The organism is Methanosarcina baikalica (genome assembly GCF_031461075.1).
GTDB classification, from domain to species: Archaea; Halobacteriota; Methanosarcinia; order Methanosarcinales; family Methanosarcinaceae; genus Methanosarcina; species Methanosarcina baikalica.
On sequence record NZ_JAVKPK010000022.1, the window covers coordinates 1 to 22,165 of the forward strand.

19 protein-coding genes are annotated in these 22,165 nt (G+C 39.3%); 6 read left to right on the top strand and 13 right to left on the bottom strand.

Annotated elements, in window-relative coordinates; translation table 11 throughout:
• Positions 1 to 7 precede the first annotated feature (7 nt).
• The 4 genes from RG963_RS06970 to RG963_RS06985 all read right to left on the bottom strand — a co-directional run bounded on the left by RG963_RS06970 (position 8) and on the right by RG963_RS06985 (position 4,801).
• The gene (locus RG963_RS06970) at positions 8 to 142 is read right to left on the bottom strand and encodes a hypothetical protein (protein ID WP_310575551.1); all 135 of its coding nucleotides are present in this window, start codon (positions 140 to 142) and stop codon (positions 8 to 10) included.
• Between the two features lie 289 nt (positions 143 to 431).
• Positions 432 to 1,850, bottom strand: coding sequence for a cysteine--tRNA ligase (gene cysS, locus RG963_RS06975; protein WP_310575552.1), 1,419 nt, complete (start codon positions 1,848 to 1,850; stop codon positions 432 to 434).
• Positions 1,851 to 2,111: 261 nt separating this feature from the next.
• The gene (locus RG963_RS06980) at positions 2,112 to 2,705 is read right to left on the bottom strand and encodes a Maf family nucleotide pyrophosphatase (protein ID WP_310575553.1); all 594 of its coding nucleotides are present in this window, start codon (positions 2,703 to 2,705) and stop codon (positions 2,112 to 2,114) included.
• Between the two features lie 77 nt (positions 2,706 to 2,782).
• Complete coding sequence (locus tag RG963_RS06985; RefSeq protein ID WP_310575554.1) at positions 2,783 to 4,801, bottom strand: cation:proton antiporter domain-containing protein; 2,019 nt, start codon at positions 4,799 to 4,801, stop codon at positions 2,783 to 2,785.
• A gap of 497 nt (positions 4,802 to 5,298) precedes the next feature.
• On the opposite strand from RG963_RS06985, the gene RG963_RS06990 reads away from it, so the two are divergent.
• The gene (locus RG963_RS06990; protein ID WP_310575555.1) at positions 5,299 to 5,841 is read left to right on the top strand and encodes a cysteine hydrolase family protein; all 543 of its coding nucleotides are present in this window, start codon (positions 5,299 to 5,301) and stop codon (positions 5,839 to 5,841) included.
• 750 nt (positions 5,842 to 6,591) lie between these two features.
• Here RG963_RS06990 and RG963_RS06995 read toward each other — a convergent pair.
• The 5 genes from RG963_RS06995 to RG963_RS07015 form a co-directional block, all read right to left on the bottom strand.
• Positions 6,592 to 6,948 (bottom strand): phosphomannose isomerase type II C-terminal cupin domain, encoded by a 357-nt coding sequence (locus RG963_RS06995; RefSeq protein WP_310575556.1) that lies wholly within the window; start codon positions 6,946 to 6,948, stop codon positions 6,592 to 6,594.
• Positions 6,926 to 7,987 (bottom strand): glycosyltransferase family 4 protein, encoded by a 1,062-nt coding sequence (locus RG963_RS07000; RefSeq protein WP_310575557.1) that lies wholly within the window; start codon positions 7,985 to 7,987, stop codon positions 6,926 to 6,928. Before RG963_RS07000 ends, RG963_RS06995 begins: the two co-directional genes overlap by 23 nt.
• Before the next feature lie 244 nt (positions 7,988 to 8,231).
• The gene (locus tag RG963_RS07005) at positions 8,232 to 9,266 is read right to left on the bottom strand and encodes a glycoside hydrolase family 130 protein (protein ID WP_310575558.1); all 1,035 of its coding nucleotides are present in this window, start codon (positions 9,264 to 9,266) and stop codon (positions 8,232 to 8,234) included.
• A 10-nt stretch (positions 9,267 to 9,276) separates the two neighbouring features.
• Positions 9,277 to 11,670: a glycosyltransferase family 4 protein gene (locus RG963_RS07010; protein WP_310575559.1), complete on the bottom strand. Its 2,394-nt coding sequence runs from the start codon at positions 11,668 to 11,670 to the stop codon at positions 9,277 to 9,279.
• Positions 11,671 to 12,709: 1,039 nt separating this feature from the next.
• Positions 12,710 to 14,251, bottom strand: coding sequence for an oligosaccharide flippase family protein (locus RG963_RS07015; RefSeq protein WP_310575560.1), 1,542 nt, complete (start codon positions 14,249 to 14,251; stop codon positions 12,710 to 12,712).
• Between the two features lie 525 nt (positions 14,252 to 14,776).
• Here RG963_RS07015 and RG963_RS07020 point away from each other — a divergent pair.
• Positions 14,777 to 14,959, top strand: a complete 183-nt coding sequence (locus RG963_RS07020; protein ID WP_310575561.1) for a hypothetical protein — start codon at positions 14,777 to 14,779, stop codon at positions 14,957 to 14,959.
• A 104-nt stretch (positions 14,960 to 15,063) separates the two neighbouring features.
• Here the strand turns inward: RG963_RS07020 and RG963_RS07025 are convergent, their stop codons facing one another.
• Positions 15,064 to 15,441, bottom strand: coding sequence for a DUF2769 domain-containing protein (locus tag RG963_RS07025; RefSeq protein WP_310575562.1), 378 nt, complete (start codon positions 15,439 to 15,441; stop codon positions 15,064 to 15,066).
• A 373-nt stretch (positions 15,442 to 15,814) separates the two neighbouring features.
• Between RG963_RS07025 and RG963_RS07030 the strand changes: the two genes are divergently transcribed.
• A complete protein-coding gene (locus tag RG963_RS07030; protein ID WP_310575563.1) occupies positions 15,815 to 15,976 on the top strand; it encodes a hypothetical protein in 162 nt (53 codons plus the stop codon).
• A 102-nt stretch (positions 15,977 to 16,078) separates the two neighbouring features.
• Here the strand turns inward: RG963_RS07030 and RG963_RS07035 are convergent, their stop codons facing one another.
• Together RG963_RS07035 and RG963_RS07040 are read right to left on the bottom strand one after the other, a co-directional pair.
• Positions 16,079 to 16,546, bottom strand: coding sequence for a rhodanese-like domain-containing protein (locus RG963_RS07035; protein WP_310575564.1), 468 nt, complete (start codon positions 16,544 to 16,546; stop codon positions 16,079 to 16,081).
• 606 nt (positions 16,547 to 17,152) lie between these two features.
• The gene (locus RG963_RS07040; protein ID WP_310575565.1) at positions 17,153 to 17,500 is read right to left on the bottom strand and encodes a hypothetical protein; all 348 of its coding nucleotides are present in this window, start codon (positions 17,498 to 17,500) and stop codon (positions 17,153 to 17,155) included.
• A 1,244-nt stretch (positions 17,501 to 18,744) separates the two neighbouring features.
• Here RG963_RS07040 and RG963_RS07045 point away from each other — a divergent pair.
• The 3 genes from RG963_RS07045 to RG963_RS07055 all read left to right on the top strand — a co-directional run bounded on the left by RG963_RS07045 (position 18,745) and on the right by RG963_RS07055 (position 20,284).
• Positions 18,745 to 19,041, top strand: a complete 297-nt coding sequence (locus tag RG963_RS07045) for a BUD32 family EKC/KEOPS complex subunit (RefSeq protein ID WP_310575566.1) — start codon at positions 18,745 to 18,747, stop codon at positions 19,039 to 19,041.
• A gap of 146 nt (positions 19,042 to 19,187) precedes the next feature.
• On the top strand, positions 19,188 to 19,415 hold the full coding sequence (locus RG963_RS07050) for a hypothetical protein (RefSeq protein WP_310575567.1): 228 nt from the start codon (positions 19,188 to 19,190) through the stop codon (positions 19,413 to 19,415).
• Positions 19,416 to 20,137: 722 nt separating this feature from the next.
• On the top strand, positions 20,138 to 20,284 hold the full coding sequence (locus tag RG963_RS07055) for a hypothetical protein (protein WP_310575568.1): 147 nt from the start codon (positions 20,138 to 20,140) through the stop codon (positions 20,282 to 20,284).
• A gap of 1,094 nt (positions 20,285 to 21,378) precedes the next feature.
• Here the strand turns inward: RG963_RS07055 and RG963_RS16545 are convergent.
• Positions 21,379 to 22,140, bottom strand: coding sequence for a potassium channel family protein (locus RG963_RS16545; protein ID WP_396654695.1), 762 nt, complete (start codon positions 22,138 to 22,140; stop codon positions 21,379 to 21,381).
• Between the last annotated feature and the right edge of the window lie 25 nt (positions 22,141 to 22,165).

Below are 22,165 nucleotides of genomic sequence, written 5' to 3' on the forward strand. Positions count from 1 at the left end.
ATACAAATCATTTTTGTTTACCCATCTCTGTGGATTTTTCTTCAGCAAGTGATACCTTTTTACCGCAAATATTACATGTTCCTTCTTCAGTAATACAGGGCTGCTTCGGAGCTTCTCCTTCACAAATTCCGCACTTTACCATATCTATCTCACCTCCTCTCTTTCGATCCCCGGGATCTCTTTCCCAATATAAATCAGCAAGCCATTGATTTATATTTAGTCGGTATCAAAATATACTAAATGAGTTATTATACTTTTAACGAAGTTATATGCTCGAATGAGTGGAAAGCTGGAATAAAGGCCTCTGAAAATAATGAAACTTAAAGTAGTAAACATAAAAGTGAGAAAATAGAAAGAAAATGGCTAGCAACCCGAAGAGACCTGAAGACGGAGATAAAAGTTATCAGGGAAAAAAAAGATGCATGGCGAGATCAGTATTCGACCTTTTTCACATTTTGTCCTTCTTTCGTATCCTGTACGATATAACCCAGCGACTTTATCTTCTCCCTAAACGCATCTGAAATTGCCCATTCTTTATTTTTTCGGGCAGCTTCACGTTCTTCGACAAGTTTCATCACATTTTCAGGGATTTCCTCTTTTCCTGCTTCTGCAAACAGACCCAGAACGTCCGAAAACTGCCTGTAAAGGGAATAGAGTTTTCCAAGAACCTGTCTATTCTTTCCGCTTTCAAGGTACTTATTGGCTGTGCGGGAAAGGTCCCTGAAAACCGTTACGGCTTTAGGAGTATTGAAATCGTCCTCAAGAGCTTCCCTGAAATGGTTTTCAATTTCAGGAAGGGCTTTAAGGACTTCACTGTCTTCGGGATAAGCTGCATCTTCTGCACTGGCCAGGGCAAACTCAAGATTATCGAGAGTTTCTTTGAGCCGCAGATAATTATTTTTTGCGTTTTCGGCAAAAGCGTCGGAGTAGTCCAGCTTTTTCCGATAGTGAACTGAAAGAAACATAAAGCGCACAACTTCCCCGCCGTACTTCCTGACAATCTCAGGCAACGTGAACATGTTTCCTCTGGATTTGCTCATCTTCTCTCCTTCAACTATCAGGTGTTCCCCATGAACCCAGTTATATACAAAGGGTTTTCCGGTTGCCCCTTCGGACTGAGCTATTTCGTTTTCATGGTGAGGGAAGATAAGGTCCACGCCTCCTGTATGAATATCAAGGGTCGGCCCAAAGCTGTTCATAGCCATTACCGAGCACTCAATATGCCAACCCGGACGGATTTTCCCCCATATGCTCTCATAATAAATTCCTCTTTCGATTTCCTCAGGGGTTGAAGCTTTCAAAAGGGCGAAATCGCGAGGATTGTCTTTATCATATTCGTCTACATCCACCGACGCGCCAATTATAATGTTGTCAAAATCGATCTTTGAAAGCTTGCCGTAATCCGGGAACCCAGAAATCCTGTAATATATCGACCCGCCTTTTTCGTAAGCCAGCCCCTTATCTATGAGCTTCTGCGCAAGTTCGATCATACCGTCAACATTTTCCGTAGCTCTCGGGTAGGTTGAAGCCCTTTTTATGTTCAGCATATCAAGGCCTTTAAAGAATTCTGCTGTGTATATGTCCGTAAAATCCTTAAGGGACATTCCCGCTGCTTTTGAATCTCTGATAGTTTTGTCGTCTATGTCAGTAATATTCATTACAAGCTTTACTTTATACCCCAGGTATTCGAGAGTTCTCACAAGATTATCCGTCATCAGGAAGGTTCGATAATTACCTATATGCGGCATATTGTAGACTGTAGGCCCGCAGGCGTAAATAGAAACTTCACCTTCCTTCAAGGATTTGAAAATCTCTTTCTTTCTTGTAAGGGTATTGTAAATCTGGAGCATCCTTAACGCCTCTGGAAATTTAAAGTGCCTGGAACACTTGCTAAAATGAGACCCTGTTTTTTTAGAGTCACTAGAATTCGCTTATTGTTATCTAATTGGTCAGAGATGCTTTATTACTTTCGCCGCCTCTCCGGAGATATTTGCCTCTGGAGATATTTATTGAGAGAACAGCTTGAAAGCAAAGGAAAATTTAATAAAAAGGCCAGTAGGCTGGAAAACTAAAAGGTCAGTAAACCGGGAAACTGAAAAGATAAGGAGAATTCAGGATAAACCTTCCTCAAATACGGACACTCCAACTCTCTGCAGGATCTTTTCCAACCGGAAAAGAGGAAAGCCTACTGCATTAAAGAAATCTCCCTCTATTCTTTCCACAAGCACTGCCCCTTTCCCCTGGACAGCAAAAGCTCCTGCCTTATCAAGAGGCTCTCCTGTTCTGACATAAGCTGAAATCTGTTCTTTGCTTAGTTCAGTCATCCAGACAATGGTGGACTCCAGTTCACTGATTTCCTCCCCGCTGTCAAGGTCAAGAACGGTAAGCCCGGTTATAACCCTGAATCTCTGTCCGCTTAGCTTTTTCAGCATTTCTTCTGCCTTTTCGGGAGAATGCGGCTTTCCCAGAAGTTCCCCGTTGAAAAGTACAGACGTATCAGCAGAAATTACAAGCCCTGAGTCGAAATGTTTAGCCACATCCCTGGCTTTTTCAAAGGAATGCATAATGAGAAGCTCTTCAGGGCTCAGGCCAGGATGAGGAGCCTCCCCATAGGAACTGGCATAGACAAGGAAGTTATCTCCTATCAACTGTTCAAGCAGTTCTTTTCGCCTTGGGGATGCAGACGCAAGAATAATCTGACGCATAGAAAAAAGTCAGGATAGATAGGATATATTTGTATTGTATAGGCAGGCATAAATAAAAAATTAAGGGAAAGTAACATTTATCCGTGGACATTTTCAAAAAACCTTCTGATACCATAAAGGTCTTCAGGTTTTCCCAGGAGGATGCAGGCATCTTTTGCATGAAGGAGGAAATTGCCTTCTGGAGTGTAGACTATATCCGAGCCCCGGCGAACAGAAAGTACTGTCACCCCATGCTTTTTTTTGAAGTCCAGGTCTGCAAGGGTTTTTCCGTCGAAACTGGAACCGCTTCCCACCTTAAGAACCTGGATATCTACTCCCGGAAGCCCGTCCTTTATGCTGAATTCGCTATCAATGCCTGTATTAACGGATAATTTCCGCAGCATACTGTATCCATTAGCCCGCACATCATCTACCAGTTTTTCGATATCTTCTCTCGGAACCAGATATTTTTCCAGCAAGCGGACAAAGATTTCTACTGAAGTTTCGTATTCTTCCGGGATAATTTCATCCGCACCCAGGGCATTGAGGCGTTTCATTTCCTGCAAATCCCGCACCTTTGCGATGATGCAGATATTTTGATTTAACTGCTTTGCAGTCTCTACTATTTTCCTTGTGGTGGCAGCATCAGAGATCCCGATAATAAGAACTCTTGCATTCTTGATGCCTGCATGTTCCAGTACAGCCCCAAATGTCGCATCTCCATAGTGTATATTTTCCTCTTTCATTTTTTCCTGCTTAACAGTTTCAGGGTTTACGTCTACGATAATATAAGGGATGCCTGCGGCCTTTGCGGCCTTCGAGACAGTCTTTCCGGAAAAACCGAACCCTGCAATTATAAGATGGTCTTTTATCTCGGGCTCGGCGTCTTTCTCTTCTTCAATAGGTTCCGAGTAGAGGCCATGTACCAGTTTCATGCCGTAAGCTGTGCCTGAAATTTTTTTAACAAGGAAATCGGCAGGTTTGTAAGAAGCGTTAATCAAAAAGGGCGTAACTCCCATAGTAATGATAGAGACTGCAAGAAATGCCTGGTAAGTCCCCTCTGTCAGGAGAGAATACTCCACCCCTAGCCTGGAAAGCACAAAAGAGAATTCTCCTACCTGTGAAAGTGCAAGCCCTGTTAGTATAGTGGTACGGAGAGGATACCCGAGACCGAAGGTGATAGCTGTCACTGCTACAGTTTTTATAAAAATGAGGGCAATTGATGCAAGAATAATAACGGGTAGATGGTCAAGCAAATACCCGGTGTCCAGGAGCATGCCTATGGACACAAAAAAGAAACTCATGAACATGTCTCTTAAAGGTATTATATTGCCCATCGCCTGCTGGCTGTACTGAGACCCGGATATAATGATTCCAGCCAGAAAAGCACCGAGGGCGAGAGATAAACCAATACTGGAGGTAAAGAGAGCTGTAGATAAGCAGATAAAAACAACGCTGACGAGGAATAGTTCTTTGTTGCCCGTCCTGCCTACATGATAAAATACCCAGGGAATCAGGAATTTCGCACTCAGGATAAAAATCAGGATAATTAGTGAGCCTTTGAGAAAAACTGTTGAAAGTGAATTCTCAAAGTTTACAGAACTTCCAGCCATCATTGGGGTAATAAGGATCAAAGGCACAATAGCAAGATCCTGGAATATTAGAACTGCAAGAGAGGTTTTCCCGTGCGCGGTATAGACTTCGTTTCTATCCTGAAGAACCTTAAGCACTATTGCGGTGCTGCTAAGCGAAATCAAGAAACCGAGAAAGGCAGAGGTGGCATGACTGAACCCAAGAGCTGAGCATACTATGATAACCAAGGCTGTTGTTAAGAGAATCTGAAGGGTTCCGCCCAGCAATAAGGCTTTTTTCATTTTCCAGAGTTCTTTTAAGGAAAGGTCAACTCCTATCGTGAAAAGCAGAAAGATTACGCCCAGATCGGCATTCAGTTCTACATTCTGTCCTCCACTCAGGATACCAAGTCCATAAGGCCCGATCAACATTCCGGTTACAAGAAAGCCCAATACAGGAGGGACTTCAAATCTGTAGAAGATAGTAAGAATTAAAATGGCAAAGCCAAGAATTACGTCAACGTTTGCCAGTAAAGAAGATACCATTTATTTCGCTCCTTCGGAAATCAGAATAAAGATTTTTAGATTCCCTGAAATCTTATAGGGGTAACGATAAACCTGAGCATGATACGTAAACACTTATACTCACCCGCCCCAAATCCATTATATGAGTGCAAGAGAAAAAATATTTATTAAAGGATATAATATTTTCGGTAGAAACTTTGAGAGTTATAAATATAGATAATGTTTCTAGAGCTAGACGAAAATTAAAAATAAAAATAAATATAGTCTTGAGCGCAACTACTTACACTTGAAATCTCATCATGAATTAAAACACAATATCTCGGAATGGGAAATGGGTCAGTTCAATTTAAAGTGTAATTCTTTGCGTAAATGACTATAATTAAAGGAAAAAGAGAGGGAAATTAAGATAAATAAATTTATTATGTAGACGGTGCAGAATTAAGATAGAAATATTCGGAAAAGTGCAGAATTGAGATTAACCGTCAGGGATATTACTGTTAAAAACCCCATTCAGCAGTATGAAAGAAGCCTTTCTTCTGATCGATATCCAGAATGATTATTTTTCAGGCGGCAGGATGGAGCTTGTCGGCATGGAAAACGCATCAAAAAAGGCAGCAGAAATTCTCAAAGTATTTCGTACTGCAGGTAAGCCGGTTTTCTTTATAAGGCATATATCTACCAGGCAAGGAGCCGCCTTCTTTATACCCGGAACCCCGGGAATAGATATTCATACGAGTATAAGCCCTTTTTCGGAAAAAGAAATTATTGAGAAGCATTTTCCCAACAGTTTTTTCCAGACAGAACTCTTATTCCGGCTAAAGGAAGCGGAAATAACGAACCTCGTAATCTGCGGGGCAATGAGCCACATGTGTATAGATACAACAGTCAGGGTTGCAAAGGAACTTGGATTTGAATGCACTCTTATTGCCGATGCCTGCGCTACCTGTGACCTGAAATTCAAGAATGAAACTCTGCCTGCGCACACTGTTCATACGGTATTTATGGCTGCACTGGACGGCATGTTTGCAACTGTTATGACTACAGAAGAGTACCTTTCCTGAAAACCTCTTTTTCTGGAATATCTCTATTCTGAACCGTGATATTTATAAAATATATTTAAAGAAAAAATTCATGTTTCTCAAATTCAGGGAACCGGTTCCTTGAATTTGAATATTTTCCATAAAGCTTTGGGAAGTAAGTTGCAGTTATTCTGAAGTACGAGACACGCATATTACCAGGCTGACAAGAGGTCAGAGTTTTTCGATTCTGTATCATTGAGAACTGGTATAAGAAAAAGCTGCTACTCAAATGGATCAAAAAACCCGAAATAAATAATTAAATGGAAAAGAGGGGAAAATTAAGATAAATAAATTTAGTATGTAGAAGGTGCAGCATTGAGATAAATACCAGGAAGAATTTCCAGGAGAAACTTCCGTTTTTCAGGGTTTGCCATCCATATGCAAACAAAAATAACGTAAAATGATATCATTTTAGGCCTCTAAGCCAGCATCTGGGTTTACTTTACTTTGCTCTCACCATAATTTAGGGATTCGCCTGTTTGTACTTTTTACGTAATCCTCATAATCTTTAATTTCCCGGATAAGTATCTCTTCTTTGAGCCTCAACCTGTATAGAAAACGCCGAGATATGTTCAAAATGGCTGTGATAATAATAGGAGTACCATTGCCTTCTTTTAAAAAAGAGAAATATAACAGTGATTTACGGGAATGTAACAAAGAATTAGAGAAATGTATATGGAATTTGCGATAGAGGTTGTTTCCAGAATACAAACCCATTAAATACAAATCGGGTTACTCTCTCCCGTATTTATCCTCAAGTCTTACGATATCGTCTTCTCCCAGGTAACCACCCTGTGCAATTTCAATGAAAACGAGATTTTCGTTGTCTATATTTTTAATACGGTGCTCCTCGTTTACCGGAATGTCGACAGAATCCCCGACTAAAACCCTGATTTCACTCCCGTTTTTAGTTACAATTCCCTTTCCACTGACTATGTACCAGTGCTCGTTTCTGTGAGCGTGGCGCTGAAGTGAGAGTTCACCTTCCGGCAGAACAGTAAGAGTTTTGACTTTGTACCCGGGCTTCTGAGTAAGCACCTCATAGTGTCCCCAGGGCCTTTCGGACTCACTTTTGCATTTCTGACTCACGTTTGTATTCCTCCAGAATTGTTTCGTACACCTTGATGTAATCATCTACCATCCTGTCAACAGAAAAACGTTTTTCAACATTTTCCCTGCATTTTTTGCGGGATATGGAAGCAATCTTTTGTACAGCCTCTGCAGCTTCATCAATGCTATTGACCAGAAAGCCAGTCTCTCCAGATCTTATCAGTTCAGGCATCGAACCCCTGTTCATTGCAATTACCGGTGTACCGCTGGCCATAGCTTCAACCACACCAAGTCCGAAGGGCTCATCATAATTAATCATGTGCAGCAAAGCGTAAGCATTTGACAGGAGTTCCTTCTTCCGCTCAGGATCGACATGTCCCTCATAAATAATCTGCTCATTGTCTATATGGGGCTGTACTTCTTTTTCGAAATAGGCCTGATCCGCGATAAAACCAGCTATTCTAAGTTTCCTTCCTGTCTTTTTTGCAACTTCTATTGCTTCTTTTGCACCCTTATCTTCATGCAGGCGCGATAAAAAAAGGAGATAGTCCTGTGGGCTATCATTGAAATGCAGACCTTCTATGTCGATTCCGTGCCGAACCGTAGCTATATAATCCAGCTCAGGGCATTTGTAGGCATCACTTATGGATACATAAAAAGTGTTATTATTGTACTTTTTATAGACAGGCAGAATTTTCCTGGAAGAAATGCCGTGTATTGTGGTCACAACAGGCGTATTGACAAGCGCACTGTAAGTAAGAGGGAGATAATCAAAATGGTTGTGTATTATATCGAACTCACTTGCTCTCTCAAAAACTTCTGATATATGCAGGCACTCGCATACCTTTACCAATATACTTTTATCTTCTTCGTAGGGTCTAGGACATACTGCATGAAGTTTGGCTGCCGTATGAGAATCCGCTGTCGCAAATAATGTAACGTCAATTCCCCTTTTTACCAGCCCTTCGGTTAATAAAGATACTATAGATTCCCATGGACCATACTTTTTAGGTGGCGTGCTCCAGGCAATCGGAGATAACATTGCAATTCTTATGATAATACCCCCAAAATTACTCACATCCCTTAATTTATTTTTTATCAATATTTTTGATTTTAGGAGCGTCACCCATTATTGAGATACCCAAAATCAGTCTATTGATATTAGCTTTAAGTTGTCAAAAATATGTAATTACCAATCCATTTAAAACTGAAAAACACAACCAATAGCCAATAATTGAAGAAAATAGGCTCAAAAAAAGTTGCCCATTATCTTAAATAAGATGGCTGATGATGTTGTTTTTCCCAAGTTGAATATTACGATTTCATTTTAATTTAATATCACCTTTTTTTGGATCATTGGAAAGCCCCCTGTTTTCTTCAAACCATCTGCAGTATTCATCAGGGCATTGTGTTTCAGGGCATCCATGGATATACTCCAGGATATCGTGCACTTTTGCACTGGCCATTGATACGGATGTATCTGCGCTTCCATAATAAATGCGGATTTCATCATCCACTAAGACCCATCCGCAAGGGAAAACAACATCATTAACGTCTCCACTGCGCTCATACATTTCACGAGGCCCGAAAACCCATCCTTCGGACCTGTGAAGCACTTTCCTGGGATCTTCAAGATCAAGAAGGGCCAACCCAAGCCGATAACTTGCTTTAGAAGTCGTCTGCCGTACTCCATGGTACATAATTAACCATCCGTCAGATGTGCGGATTGGCTGTGGGGATAGCCCGATCTTGTTTGCATCCCACCACCCACCTTCCCGAGCATACAGAAGGACCTCGTGTTCTCCCCAGTATTTCATATCCGGGGAAAAGGAGATCCAGATATTTGCCTTTGCACCCTGCATACCAGACACAGGCCTGTGCAAAATTGCCCACCTGCCATTAAATCTTACAGGAAACATGGCAGCATCTTTATTTTCAGGCGGCAGGATAGCTCCCATTCGTTCGAAATTACGAAAATCTTCTGTAAGGGCGAGAGATGGTAAGGGGCCTGAATCTGAAAAAGCGGTATATGCTACAGCCCATTTTCCCATCTCATCTATGTAAGTTATGCGCGGGTCTTCAATGCCGTATATTTCTTCAGGATAGTTTAAAGGATCAGGAGAAAAAGTTGGTTCGGTGTCAATTTCCCAGCCATCAACTCCATTCTTACTCCTTGCTATTGTAAGGTGAGAAAAGCCTCGATGGTCTTCGACACGCACCATTAATAGAGTTATACCATTAACTATAGCCGCTGCAGGGTTAAACACTGAATGAGCCTGATACGGCCAATCTTCAACAGTAAGTATAGGATTTTTCTTATACCTTTGGAACATTTCTCCATGGTCTTTCCATATCATGTTACTTCCCTCATTCCGCCTTGACTGATAAGAGGCTCTTTCGTTTTTCCAGGGCCTCATCACTAATTCCATCACTTACTCTGGATTGCAATATCGTACTGAAGGCTTTATTTGTGTGTTCATTTAAAGAGCTCAATGCCATAAGGAAGCAAATTACGGGTTCAGCACCCTGGTTGCAATTCATTCCGTCAGAATTGAGCCCGTCACAGACCGCGCCTGTTGAATAATCGTACATAACAGTTCGCAAGCGGTTTCTGCCCAGGAAGTACTCAAAAGAGTATTTTGCAAGCTCGAGATACTTTTCCTCACGCACGATCTCATAAGCTGAAATATATGCCTGAGTTAAATAACCTGCCTCTATAGGCTGCTGGTCAAAAAGCGGTTTTTCTCCATTGTAGGAGTACCAGCCCTGGTTTCCAACAGTGTCAAAAAAGTCGCAGTTCCACTGGATTTCGGTAAGAAAATCCAGGGTGGCAAGGCCAATTTCTCTGTAAGTTCTGTTTTTGGTGTAATTATACGCCAGTAGAAGGGATTCGCTCAGTTTTGCATTACTGTAGGTAACTGTGGGCTCAAACCAGTTCCAGTCTTCTTTATGGTTGGCCTCATATAAGTCGACCAGAGAATCCGCGTGGCTGATAAATATGGATTCAAAGTAATCTCTGTCTACAAGAGTGTCTATGGGCTTGACAACGTCTCTACAGGAGTTGAATACGGACTCAAATTCATCTATATCTATTCCTGCCCTTAGAATCTCATACAACCCGCACATTGCATAGGCTTTTGCCCTCGGGGAATCCAGATTTTCCATTTCCGGCCCGGATTTGCTGACAAGGGTATGTGCAAGAGTGCGTATATTTCTTGATAGGTAAGAGCAGCTTATCACATGTCCGAGCCCGTAAATTGCACGCCCGAGAGTGTCTTCGCTGCCTTTCTCATCCAAAAATTCTCTCTGATAGCTCATGAAGTTATGAAAGTGCCCCGTATCAGTCTGAGCATGTTCAAGAAAGCTCATGTATGTGGTAATTATCTTCCGGAACTCTTCGACTTTTTGCGGGTTATCTATCAGCTTTGTCAGTGCAACAAGCGCTCTTCCAATGTCATCAGTACTGTACCCATAACGGCGAGCCGGTACACCAAGATTGGTATGCTGGATAATGCCCACATCATCGGTCAATAGCTTAAGATGATCAAGTTTAACTTCAGGCAGCTGAATTGGAAGGAAATAAAATCTGTTTTGTATTCCGGGATAAGTATTGTAATTCATTAAAGCCTTACCGAAAACAGTATTATATTTTTTACCTACGTTTTTCCATGTCATTTTTCTACCAAAATCGTATGCTTTTTTGCGCATATTATCACACTCTTCTGGATTTTCAATTAAGTATGACAGGGATTTTTTAAAGCCATCAGTGTCTCCGAAATCTATGAGCAGCCCACGATTGTCGGAAAGCATCTCCTGAGCGTACCAGTAAGGAGTGGATACTATTGCTTTTCCCATACCCATTGCATAGGTCAGAGCACCGCTTACTATCTGTTCTCTGGAAAGGTAAGGAGATACATAAATGTCACTGGCGAGGATATAATTACAGAGTTCTTCTTTTTCGACAAATTTGTCGTGGAATACTACATTGTTTTCAAGCCCGAGTTCGGAGACCTTGTTCTTAAGATATTGCCTGTATGCTTCTCCCTGAGTCTTTTTGACCATAGGGTGCGTGGCACCCAGTACAAGGTAAATAAGGTCAGGATACTGGTTTACAACGTCAGGAAGAGCCTCGAGCACGCTTTCAATACCTTTATTCTTGCTTAACAGGCCAAAAGTAAGGACAAGGGGAGACCCTTTAAGATTCAGCATTTTTTTATACTTACTGCAGTTGTTAAACGGATAGTCAGGAACTCCATGGAAAATAATTTCTATTTTATCTTCAGGAGCCTTATAGACATCTTTGAGCATATCAACTGCAGTCTGGCTCATTACAACCAGCTTTTCGGAATACCTTATGAGCTTTTCAGTGGATACTCGATACTCAAGTTCGGGCTCCCGGATCACAGTATGCATTGTGGTTATTACAGGCTTGTTTATTCCTGATAAAAGAGCAAAAATGTAATCTCCTGCATTTCCCCCATAAAGGCCGAATTCATGCTGAAGACATACGATATCAGCATCAGATTGATTTATATAATCCGCAGCCAGGTAATAATCCTCAAGTTTTTCCTTTTGAATTTGAAAAACGACTTCTTCCGGATAATTATAAGTTTCAGAAGGATCACTCAAAGCAATGACTTCGCAATGAACGTCATTATTTTCTCCAGAAACCGAATTTAAAAGATCAGAAGTAAATGTAGCAATACCACATTCTTTTGGAACATAAGTTCCTATAAATAATACTTTCAATTGCTTATTCAATTTACCACCAAACTTATATTAATTTATAGACTTTTTGATATCTGGTCGGACCCGCAAGTTACTGAAAACAGTGAGTATAATAAGCTCTCTGTATTTTTTTAAATGTTGATGTCATACTCGTTTTTTCAGAATAGATCAATAACTCACGGACATTGCTAAAATCTAGATAAAATTCCAGATCAAAATAAAATAAAATAAAATAAAATAAAATAAAATAAAAGCACTTGTCAGTTTTGTAGGATTACTACTCGGACCTTTAGTAATGGCAATTACCAAAATAAGATAATTGGGAGGAGTTATTGAAAAACGTATGCACAAGAATCTCTCTACATTTTTTCCAAACATTTAAATTGTGTCCGGTTTTTCAGATTTAATCAATAACTCACGGCCAAAACCTATTATTTAGTTGTTTCTTTTTGTATGGATTTCTTTTTCGTTTTTTAGTTCTGCATTGATTTTGCCTGCAGCTCCTGGCGCAATATTTTTGTTTGTTTCACCCCTATTTTTTACCGCCATGTATTTTTTATGCAAGCAAGTTATGAATTTACCCTCCGGAAATAGCCCATATAACATCTTATGCAGAAGGATTATAAATTTCTCCCTTTAAAATATTCTGCAGAATATAACAGTATTTGAACATATAAATAGCCATGTATATTTTAAATTTATTTTAAATGAGAAAAAGATCAAAATTTAGTGCCTAAGTTGTAACCCTAATTTGACAGAAGCATACATTTTTAATGTATAAATGGGCTTCATGCTTCTGTTTTCTACATACAATTCAAATTTATATCTTGTGTTTATTGATTTTTGACATTTTCATTTTACAAAAATGTAATGTGTCGATGCAACGTGTTTTTTGTAAGAAAATACTGTATTAATTAGCAGGATCTGTCACATTAGGGTTGTAATGCAAAAGATGAAAAATGTAGCGAAAAATGTAGCTTTCGATCCAAATCATCTGGAACCGTCAAAGAATCGAATTGCCGGCATTCTTCAAAGGGATATTTGTCGGCCTCTTGGCAACTCAGGAAGCAAATTAGGATGCAAGCGCTTTAAGTGCCTGAAGGATACGAATGTCTAAGTTATACCTGATTGACTTTACTATTTCTCTTACCATGTTCAGCTCTGTGCTGTCCAGCACATTTGCGGCCTTAATAATCACAAAGTAAACGATAACAAAAGTTACATATTCCCAGTCTGCTCCTGAAAGCAGGAGTGCTTTTCTGGCGGCAAGCATGAACACAATCATGAAGATCCCGATAAGGGTCACCCTTCTGTACAGAGAAGTAAAGGGATGTATATGCTGCTTCCTCCAAGTTCTTAAAGTCATTAAGACTTCGATCGATGCAAAAGATGCAGAAGATGCAACCGCTGCGCCTACCATTCCATACTGAGGTATGAGTATAAAGTTAAGAAGGGCGTTCATTCCTGCACTTGCTACCGAACACTTCATAAGGAAGTCAGAATCTCCGGATGCCATTATCGTGTGATAGTTAAATCCGAAGTATGAGTTTGTTACGAATCCCAGAGCAAGGATGCGGAGGACAGTGGCGCCACTTGCATAGGCTCCTCCGTAAATTTTTGTGAGAAGAAACTCAGGATACACAAACATCAATGCAAAGACCGGAAAGGTAAGCATGAAGCACCATTTTGTCATTATCTGGTAGATGGGACCAAGCGATTCTGGCTTGTTTTCTCCCCATAACTTTGATGTTACAGGGACATACACAAAGCCCATGGAGTTGATCATCATGGACAGAAATCCTACAAGAGGATATACTGCACTGTAAACTCCTACTACCTCAGCTGACTTGAAATAGCCAAGCATTATTGTATCTGTCCAGGTCATGAGGTTTAACAGAGTTGCGCTTATCAAAAGTGGAAACGAATACCTGATCAATTGTTTGGTTGGCTCGCTGAATTTCAGTTTCCATTCGAGTTTAAACGGAGGACTCTTGATAAAGTAAACCGACATTATGAAAAATGTGAATATCATTGAGAATAGGTCAGCGAGCACTATTCCTCTAAGGGACACGCCCAGAAACACAGCAGTTGAAGCAAATCCGAGCAGGGAAATCGGTCTTATGATGCTATAGAAGTAAGTATTGACATTTGTACGGTCAAATCCCCTGTAGATTGCTACTGCCAGATTCAGGACTATGGTAAATGGAATGGCAAAGATCATTATCCTGACTACGGACAGAATTTTGCCCTGCGCATCGAATCCTTTCCCTACTAAATGTTCAAACAGAACCGGCGAAACCAGCATGGCAAGTACACCGGCAATCAGGCCCATCATTATGGCTGATATTACTAATTCCTGAATTTTAGGTTCCTCATGCCTGCCCCTGAAGTATGCAATATACCTTGGTACTCCTTCATGGAGCCCGAGAGTTGCTACGGCTCCAGTGATTGATATTACCGTTAGTGCAAGGGAATATGTTCCGAAGTCAGCTGGAGGGAGATATGAGGTGAGCACTCCTTTAATGAGAATATCGAACAGCAATCCGGCAAGAGTTCCTGTAAAGATTACCCCTGAACCTACCACTATTCGGTTGATTGAGTCATTAACTGACATGTAAACACCGTTTTATTGCCCCTGTTCCAATCTTCCCGGACTAACGAACAAGAACAGAATTCTGTTGCCCAGCCAGTGACGACTTGTAAATCAGTTTCAGTCAACTCAAGGTTGAAATTTAGAGAATTCTTCTCTGCGATCTCTTTATTTTTCACTTATTTTTCCTTCGTTAGCACTCATTATAATAATTTTAATATAGTGTACTTCTTAATTATTTTTAAACGTTTCCTTTTGAATTTAGGCTCTATAGAAATACTTTAATTTGAGAGAATTTGTCCACGGATAAGAATAGAATCAAAGCAACTCTACATAGAAATACCAAGGCATTTTGGCGAAAAAACGTAAATGTAAGCCTGTAAATATTTATATGAGCTTAAAAAAGTTAAGAGATTAGGGCGTGGGGTCAATTACGAGAATCGCAAACGAAAGCATGGTTTCTCAAATCTAACCAAAAAAGGTGAATTAGAGTTTTGCTTTCCTAACCTAAGTGCACACAGAGTTAGATATTTTACATTGAAACTGAGCTTGGAATTTAAATTGAGAGGACTTACTGATTTAATTAAATTTAACAGAGGATGTTTTGAAGGAAAGGGAGAAATGGCAATATTGATGGAAGAGAAAGACATGGAACAAAATCTTGACAACTTATTACGTGTTCCACACAGTGCAGGAGTTTATGTTCTCCGTGAGAGATGGTCATCAACTTAAAATAGGGGTCCTGGAAAAAAAGAATTTTTAGAGAAATTTTGAGCTATTGTCTAAAAAGATGGTATTACAGTATAAAAAAAAGCTACTACCATCCTGTAAAAATATCAGGTTGCTTTGCCGTTCTTGCAGAAGTACTGAGATGGCATTCCTTCTCCGAGATCGTACTCTTTCCAGACCTCACAGCTGTTACAAATGCATTGTCTTTCAGAGTTAAGATCCTGGCAGGTGGCTTTGCCTGTCGAGCAGTATATTCCTGGAACGTCCTCTGGATTCGGGACTTCTACTCCGGGCATGGCCCCCATCGCCTTTTTTGAGCTCTGAAGTTTGTCCTGTGCACATTTACTGTCTGCCTGGACAGGACACTGTGAACACATACACTTTTCGATGTTAGATCGTGCATAAGGGACCTCAAAGTCCGTACCTCTTTCCCTGGGTGTTGGAAAACGGGTTTCTTCATTTGGTGTGTTTCTACCTTTATTCATATTATCCCCCAAATTAGTATCTCGTATTAGGTTGTGACTTTAGAGCATAAAAGGCTTTTCAGTTTTAGAACGAATATAAAATAGTTGCCTAAGAGGCTAATATACCTGAAATTAAACAAATAATTACAATCAACTTAACCGGTTTCAAACTAAGAAGTGAACTACCATTCGAATTGCCGTATAGATTTCCCGTTTCTTCTAGGGTTTCCATGGTTGTAAATTCGGGAGTAATTTTTTCCTTTGGTCGATGTTTTCTGCAGTTTCACAATTCGATGAGTTTTTAGGATATCATTTTCAAAAATTATACCCTTAGACGATGATAACTCTAATTTTCATATTTAAGGAGAGCTGATCATTTTCGCAGGTGGTCTACATGAGAAAAATACCCAAAAACAGACCCTTCGGGGCTTTACTATACTTGAGTGGTGAGAGCGAAGACATGAAAGACTACAGAAGCTCCAGAAAGAGAAAGGAAGGCCAAAACTGTGAAAGGGTATCATATAAAGTAATATATCTTAATACTGTAAAAAATTAAAATATAATTAAGGAAAAACCGTTCATGTGGTTCAGATCTCTCGGTAGGAAGAATGACCAATTGCACTTTGAGATTAGAGGATCTCGGCCACAGGCTTGAATATTAAGGGCTTTTATTCTTCTGATCCTGTGAACTTACAACCGGATACCCCGCATCTATCCAGGAAGTGATACCTCCTGCCATATTATATACCTGAGAATATCCTGCATTTTCAAGGATTGTGCTTGCTGCATCACTTCTGTGTCCTGTTCTGCAGTAAACCAGTACTTTTTTGGTTTTAGGGACTTCGTTTATGCGAGCCTTTAGCAGTTGATCCGGATTCAGATTTGATCCAGAGGCATTGTTTACAGGGATCTGGTTTGCCCCTTCGAGATGTGACGAGTTAAACTCAGCAGGCGTACGAACATCAAGCACGAACACGTCGCCTTTTTCAATCATTCCCCTGGCCTCTTCGACACTTACATTCTTAAACCCCGACGGAGTCTCCTTTTTTTGATCTCCAAAGATTAAAAATGCTATAAGAAACAGGAAAAGAAGAGCCCCTGGATACGTCAAACTATTTTTGTTCAATCAGCTTCCTCCAGTATTGTATTTGATACCCTGAAAAGCAACTGGATACAGTTATTTCTTTGTTATTACGCATATATTTATGTAGAAATTGCTTCCCTTGTATAATTCGATTTACTTACAAGAGATTATTGACCATTCATACACATTAACCTTCGTTTGATTTTTAAGCGGGATTCTGGGGATAAATCCATTAATAAAATAAGCTAAAGAATAACATATATAATTCCAATTATTCCTATTACCATCTATAATGTTTGTTAGAAGCCATTACAAATGATTAAGGAATAGGAAAAATTTAACGTCAAACGTCGCGTATAAAATGAAAATGAGTAATATATCTCACGATTGTTTCATGGACTGAAACAGAACAGAAAAGTAGAAACTATCAGAAATGTTTAGAATCCATCCCCGGAATATACCCATCAAAAATGTAAAATAAGGCTCATTCGCCGACCTATTTTGAGGTTACAGGTCAGTATCAGGAGGAAAGACCCTTTAATGCATTTTAGGTTTTATTGGAGTAAGGGCCTTTCGCTCCAATCTGACGCAGACTGTACGAACGAGTCATCATCGTTTTTACGTTTTATAGCTAGGCCAATTTAGTCTTTACCACCAGTTACAGTCATTTCCGAAGAAATTACCACAACCGAAGAAACTAACAAAATCGAAGTTGCATTTGTTTTTGCAACATCTGTCGCATCTGTCCCATCTGTCACAGCATCTGTCTCTGTCACATCTGTCACAGCATCTGTCTCTGTCACAGCATCTTTCCTTTTCTACGCATACGAACTTTTCCTTTTCCACAAATTTGAACTTTTCTACGAACTTGAAATTGACCCTATCCCTGTCGAACCTGTCGAAACTACCTGCACTTACTGACGCAGCTGTTACTGAAGCTACAAAAAGCACTAGCATAAAAATGCACAGTGTCTTTTTTATTCCAAATTTCCCCATTTTCCTACACTCCAAATTTTTTGTTTTATTTGATACAATCTAAGGTTAATATTCCAGTCAATTTTTCATCGGCAATTCAGTGGATAATTTTATTTTTAATTTTATTTTACCAACCAGTCATCCAGAGTTATCTTGGAAAGCGTGGTACTGGTAAAATTTACTCCCATGTCCTCATTTTGTACGCATTGGACTTATAAGCCGACGAAGATGACCCCTTAATCGCATCATTAGGTGATTATTCGTCAGAGAATATAATATATAGAGAAATAATAATTAGAAACCAATATTAAATAAAACTTGACATTATCTAGCCCTGTTTTCTTAGATATCTTCTTAAAATAGTATTTATCACAATTCATTATTATCAACCGTATTGTTTTTTCCTTAATTATATATAAATTGCAATTTAAGTTTCCAATTTATAATTCATTTCCAGGCATACTCATGTAATTTTTATCATGGGGAAAAAAGTTCACTTTAATGTGTGCTCCACAAAGATCCGCTATATAAAAACCAGCATCATGTGGCTTGTTTCCCCCCGGCGGAACAGTTAATTGGCTTGTTCTGAAATTCCACCCCGTTATCGAATGAACTGCCGGATTCAGGGCAATAACTGTCTATATTAATTAAGTATCTGATGGCTTTTAAGGTAAACCTGAAACCGTTTTCATAAGGTAAACCTAAAAGACGTTGGAGATTATCTATAATAAACAAATATTAACTTTTTACATCAATATCTGGCTTTTCAATGAATGATAAGTCCTCATCCATTCTTATCTTTCATTTCTTTCCACTTAGTTGTAGATTTTCATACTCAGATGATCTGTATAGAATTCAAAAATAACTGCTATAAATCTGGAGAGATAAAGGAATAGCCAGCACTTTTATACCTATGCACTTAGATTGTATATTAGAAGGAAGGTTGGGTATTTTGTTGCCTGTGAAGGGTTTCTATTACCATGATCTTAAATGGAAAAGAAGATCAATTTCCGATTTCTTATAAATGGGGTTCTGTATTTCACAGGAATATGTTAGAAAACTCAAGCCAGGGGATCCATTAAGGCACTGGATAGTCCACGCTCTGGAGCACAGAATAAAAAAAGTGCGATGTAAGGGAATTCAGAGTAAGGTCGGCGTCCCATAAAGTATATAGATATGAGTTTGAGGGAGAAGGATTCAGCGTCATCGCAAAATATTTAGCACAACCCACAGGGAAAATAAAAAAGTACGATGCTAGAGAAGCCATGCTGAATGAATATTATAAATTAAAGAGGCTTGAAAAAATAATAGATGTACCTGAGCCTATTGACCTGAACAGTCATTTTAACTGCATCCTTATGACCAAGTATATCCCTGGAAAGCCTTTTTTCTGGTACCTGAAAAACGAAAAGAAACTGGATGAAAAACTAGAAGTAATAGTCAACTTGTTGAGCAAACTTCATCGGGCTACAAAGAACTATTACAATAAAGACAAGGATTTTAAAAAGATTTGCAGTAGCCTCCAGTATATGCCACTCCGTAGTTCGACCAGAAAAATATGAACAAAAACTTGAAGGATGGCAGAAAAGTCCCTTTCTGGACGAAAACCAGGGCTGTACAATACACAGTGATGCGATCCCTGTAAATCACCTCTTTTACAGGGGTAAAACCTATGCAATAGACCTGGAGCACTCCACAGAGCACAGGAATGCTGCAAATGACCGTGGGTATAATGTGCGCTGAAATACTCCATCATTTCGCACGAAAAAGCGTAGCATATACCTCTATTCCCCATATCAAGCGCTTCCTCCGCAATTACAGCAGAGACGGAAAGGAATACCGCCGGATAAAAAGGATTCTTCCACTCTATATGAGCTACGGCCTGCTCAGAGTCGCCTGGCGAGAAAAAAATCCATCCACAGGGAATACCTTATAAGAAAGGCAATAGAATTCCTGGATCGGCCTCCGATATAAGAATTTAACGCATAAGATGGGCAGATAGAAAATAAAACTAATCTTAGAAAGAATTAAAGATATAAGGAAATAGCCTGAAGATAAAGGATTAAGTAATGAACGCTACCTGATACCCCGGATGAACGAAAATGCGGCGTACAAAATAGAAATGAGTACGGGGAACCTGAAGATTTTTCCCTAGATAAAACAGAATCGAAAATTCAGAGTTTTTATAAAGTTTTAGAAGTATTTACTTTTTCTCGAGATTATATAAAAAATAAAAAAATATGAAATAAGACTCATTCGTAGACCCACTTTGATGATTGCAAACCAATATCAGAAAAGGATTTACGCAGTTTAACTGAAGAACAAGCGCATGAGGCCTCAAACAGTCGAATTCATAATATTTGTGGCAGGCTTGCTCATACCTTTTTACTTCTCAAGCGCATAAGTCCTATTAAGAACACTCCTCATAGATATTTAAGTTTTAATAGATTGAGGGCTTTACTGTCCTGCAATCCGTGAAGAGCTGTACGAACGTGTCGTCTTTATTTTACACCTTAGACTATGCCAGTGTAGTTAATCCCACAAACCTTCAAACCCGTCCCAGCTGTCAACACCGTTCAAGCCGGTCCCAAAAAAGTTGGATCCGAAGAACGCCAAGAAATCAAAGTCGCAGTCATCCTCCTCGTAGCAGCAGCCGCAATGATCCCTCTCGTAGCCACAACCGCAATTCTTCTCATAGCCACAGCCGCAATGATTCCTCTCATAGCCACAGCCGCAATGATTCCTCTCATAGCCACAGCCGCATTTGTTCTTATACCCACTGTTCCAGTAGCCAGCGCTAGCTGATGCAGCTGTCAGCGACACTACGAAAAATACCAGCACTAAAATGCTCATTGTCTTTCTAAATGTTCCCATCTGTATACACTCCTCAATTTGATACTATTTTGATACTGTTGGTATTTCAATCTCTTTCCATTGGCAAATGCAGCGCTTAAAAATAATTTTACCAGTCAATCATCCATGTCTATTTCGGGAAGATATAGTACTGGCAAATTTTACCCCTTTTTATGTGCTGAAATTATGAGTCAATGAAAATAATTTTAAATATGCCAACAATTGTACGTATCAACAGAAGATTATTAGTAGAAGAATATAATATATAACGAAATATAAATTAGAAACTATAATTAATTAAAAAGATATATCTTATAGTATATTTAATACAGCTCAGTTCTGGATCATGATATCTTACACAACTATATTTTATCAATCGTAACACCATTATTACATGACTTGTCTTAAAATCCATTTCATTCGCAATTATGGGGATTTAAGGATTGCTCTATGATGTGAAATTAGACTGTTAATTCCAGGGATAGATTCAAAAAAACTAATTTTGAATTAGGAATAACCTTCAAATATCTCCTGAATTTGCCTGCAAAGAGAGAACAGAAGATAATTTGATTAATATGATTTCATTTTATGAGATTAAAGTCGTTTAATAAATTACAGTAATAAAGGCTAACTCTAACAAGAGGTAAGAGATTGGCACCAAAACAAAAAAGCTGAAAAAGTTAATACAGAGATGAAGCTACATTTTCAACGGAATGGAATCGAAAAAATATAAAGATAAAAATTAAATTGTTAGAATAGGGTTTAACTTTCAGTTATAGTGAACGCAAGAGGTGTACTCCTTTTACTGCTTACTTTTTTCCTCAATGTCTTCAATACAGAGCAGATACTAAAACCAATACAGTCTTTAACGTTGTCGGAGCAGAGCTCTCATGTTATGCTTCAGTCCTTATTGACTACACTTTGTGATCCTTGAATGGATATGTGAACTTGTAGCCTTTGCAGGTTTAATTCGGCTGCTTAAATGTCCAGGGGAAAAAGAACCGGTAACAGGCAGGTAGCAAAAACTATTGGAAACTTTAGAAAATCTACTTTTTTTCCCTTTCCGATAACATGTTAATTTCACTGGAAAGACGTTGTACTTCGCTGCGCAGTTCTTCAATGTCTTTTGAGAACGACCCTTTATCTTTTCCGACAAGCAGACTTGCAAGGGCTGCAGTTATGTATCCGAAAACTGCAAAAGCATAAACGGCCAATAGAAAAGCCAGTATTCGACCTTCGGCAGTTTTTGGCCAGTAGTCGCTTCCTATTGTTGTCATAATCATTGCTGTCCACCAGAGAGCGCCCCAATAAGAAGTAAGCCCTGAACGCTCAAAATCGTACATGCCTGCTGCTCCAAGAAAAGTTACCAAAGTTGTAAGAAGGAGGACGTACTTCAAGTCTCGTTGCCTCATCACTTGCCGAACCGTTTTTATGCCTCTATTAAAAGAAGAGAGAATCCGAGCCAGGTTTAGAGATCGGACAAAATTCGCAAATCTGACCATCCTGAATCCGCTAAATAAGCTTAAAATCCTCAATGCGGGCAAAAATAATGAAAGAACAACAAGCCAGTTCCTCTTTAAATAGTCTTTTTTGTGAGGGGAAATGTCCAGTTCGATAAAAAAGTCAATTATAAATATACCCCAGATAACCAGGCTTAATGTTTGCAAAAATGGAGATAACCCATAGACAAAATCGACAAGAATTAGAATCAACCATATAATTGACAAGAGCATTAGAGGGAAATCAAAAAGAGCATTAATCTGGGAAAGTAACTCTATTCTTTCTTCATTTAATCGCTCTTTATCCATATTACTCTCGTCGAATTTATAGTCA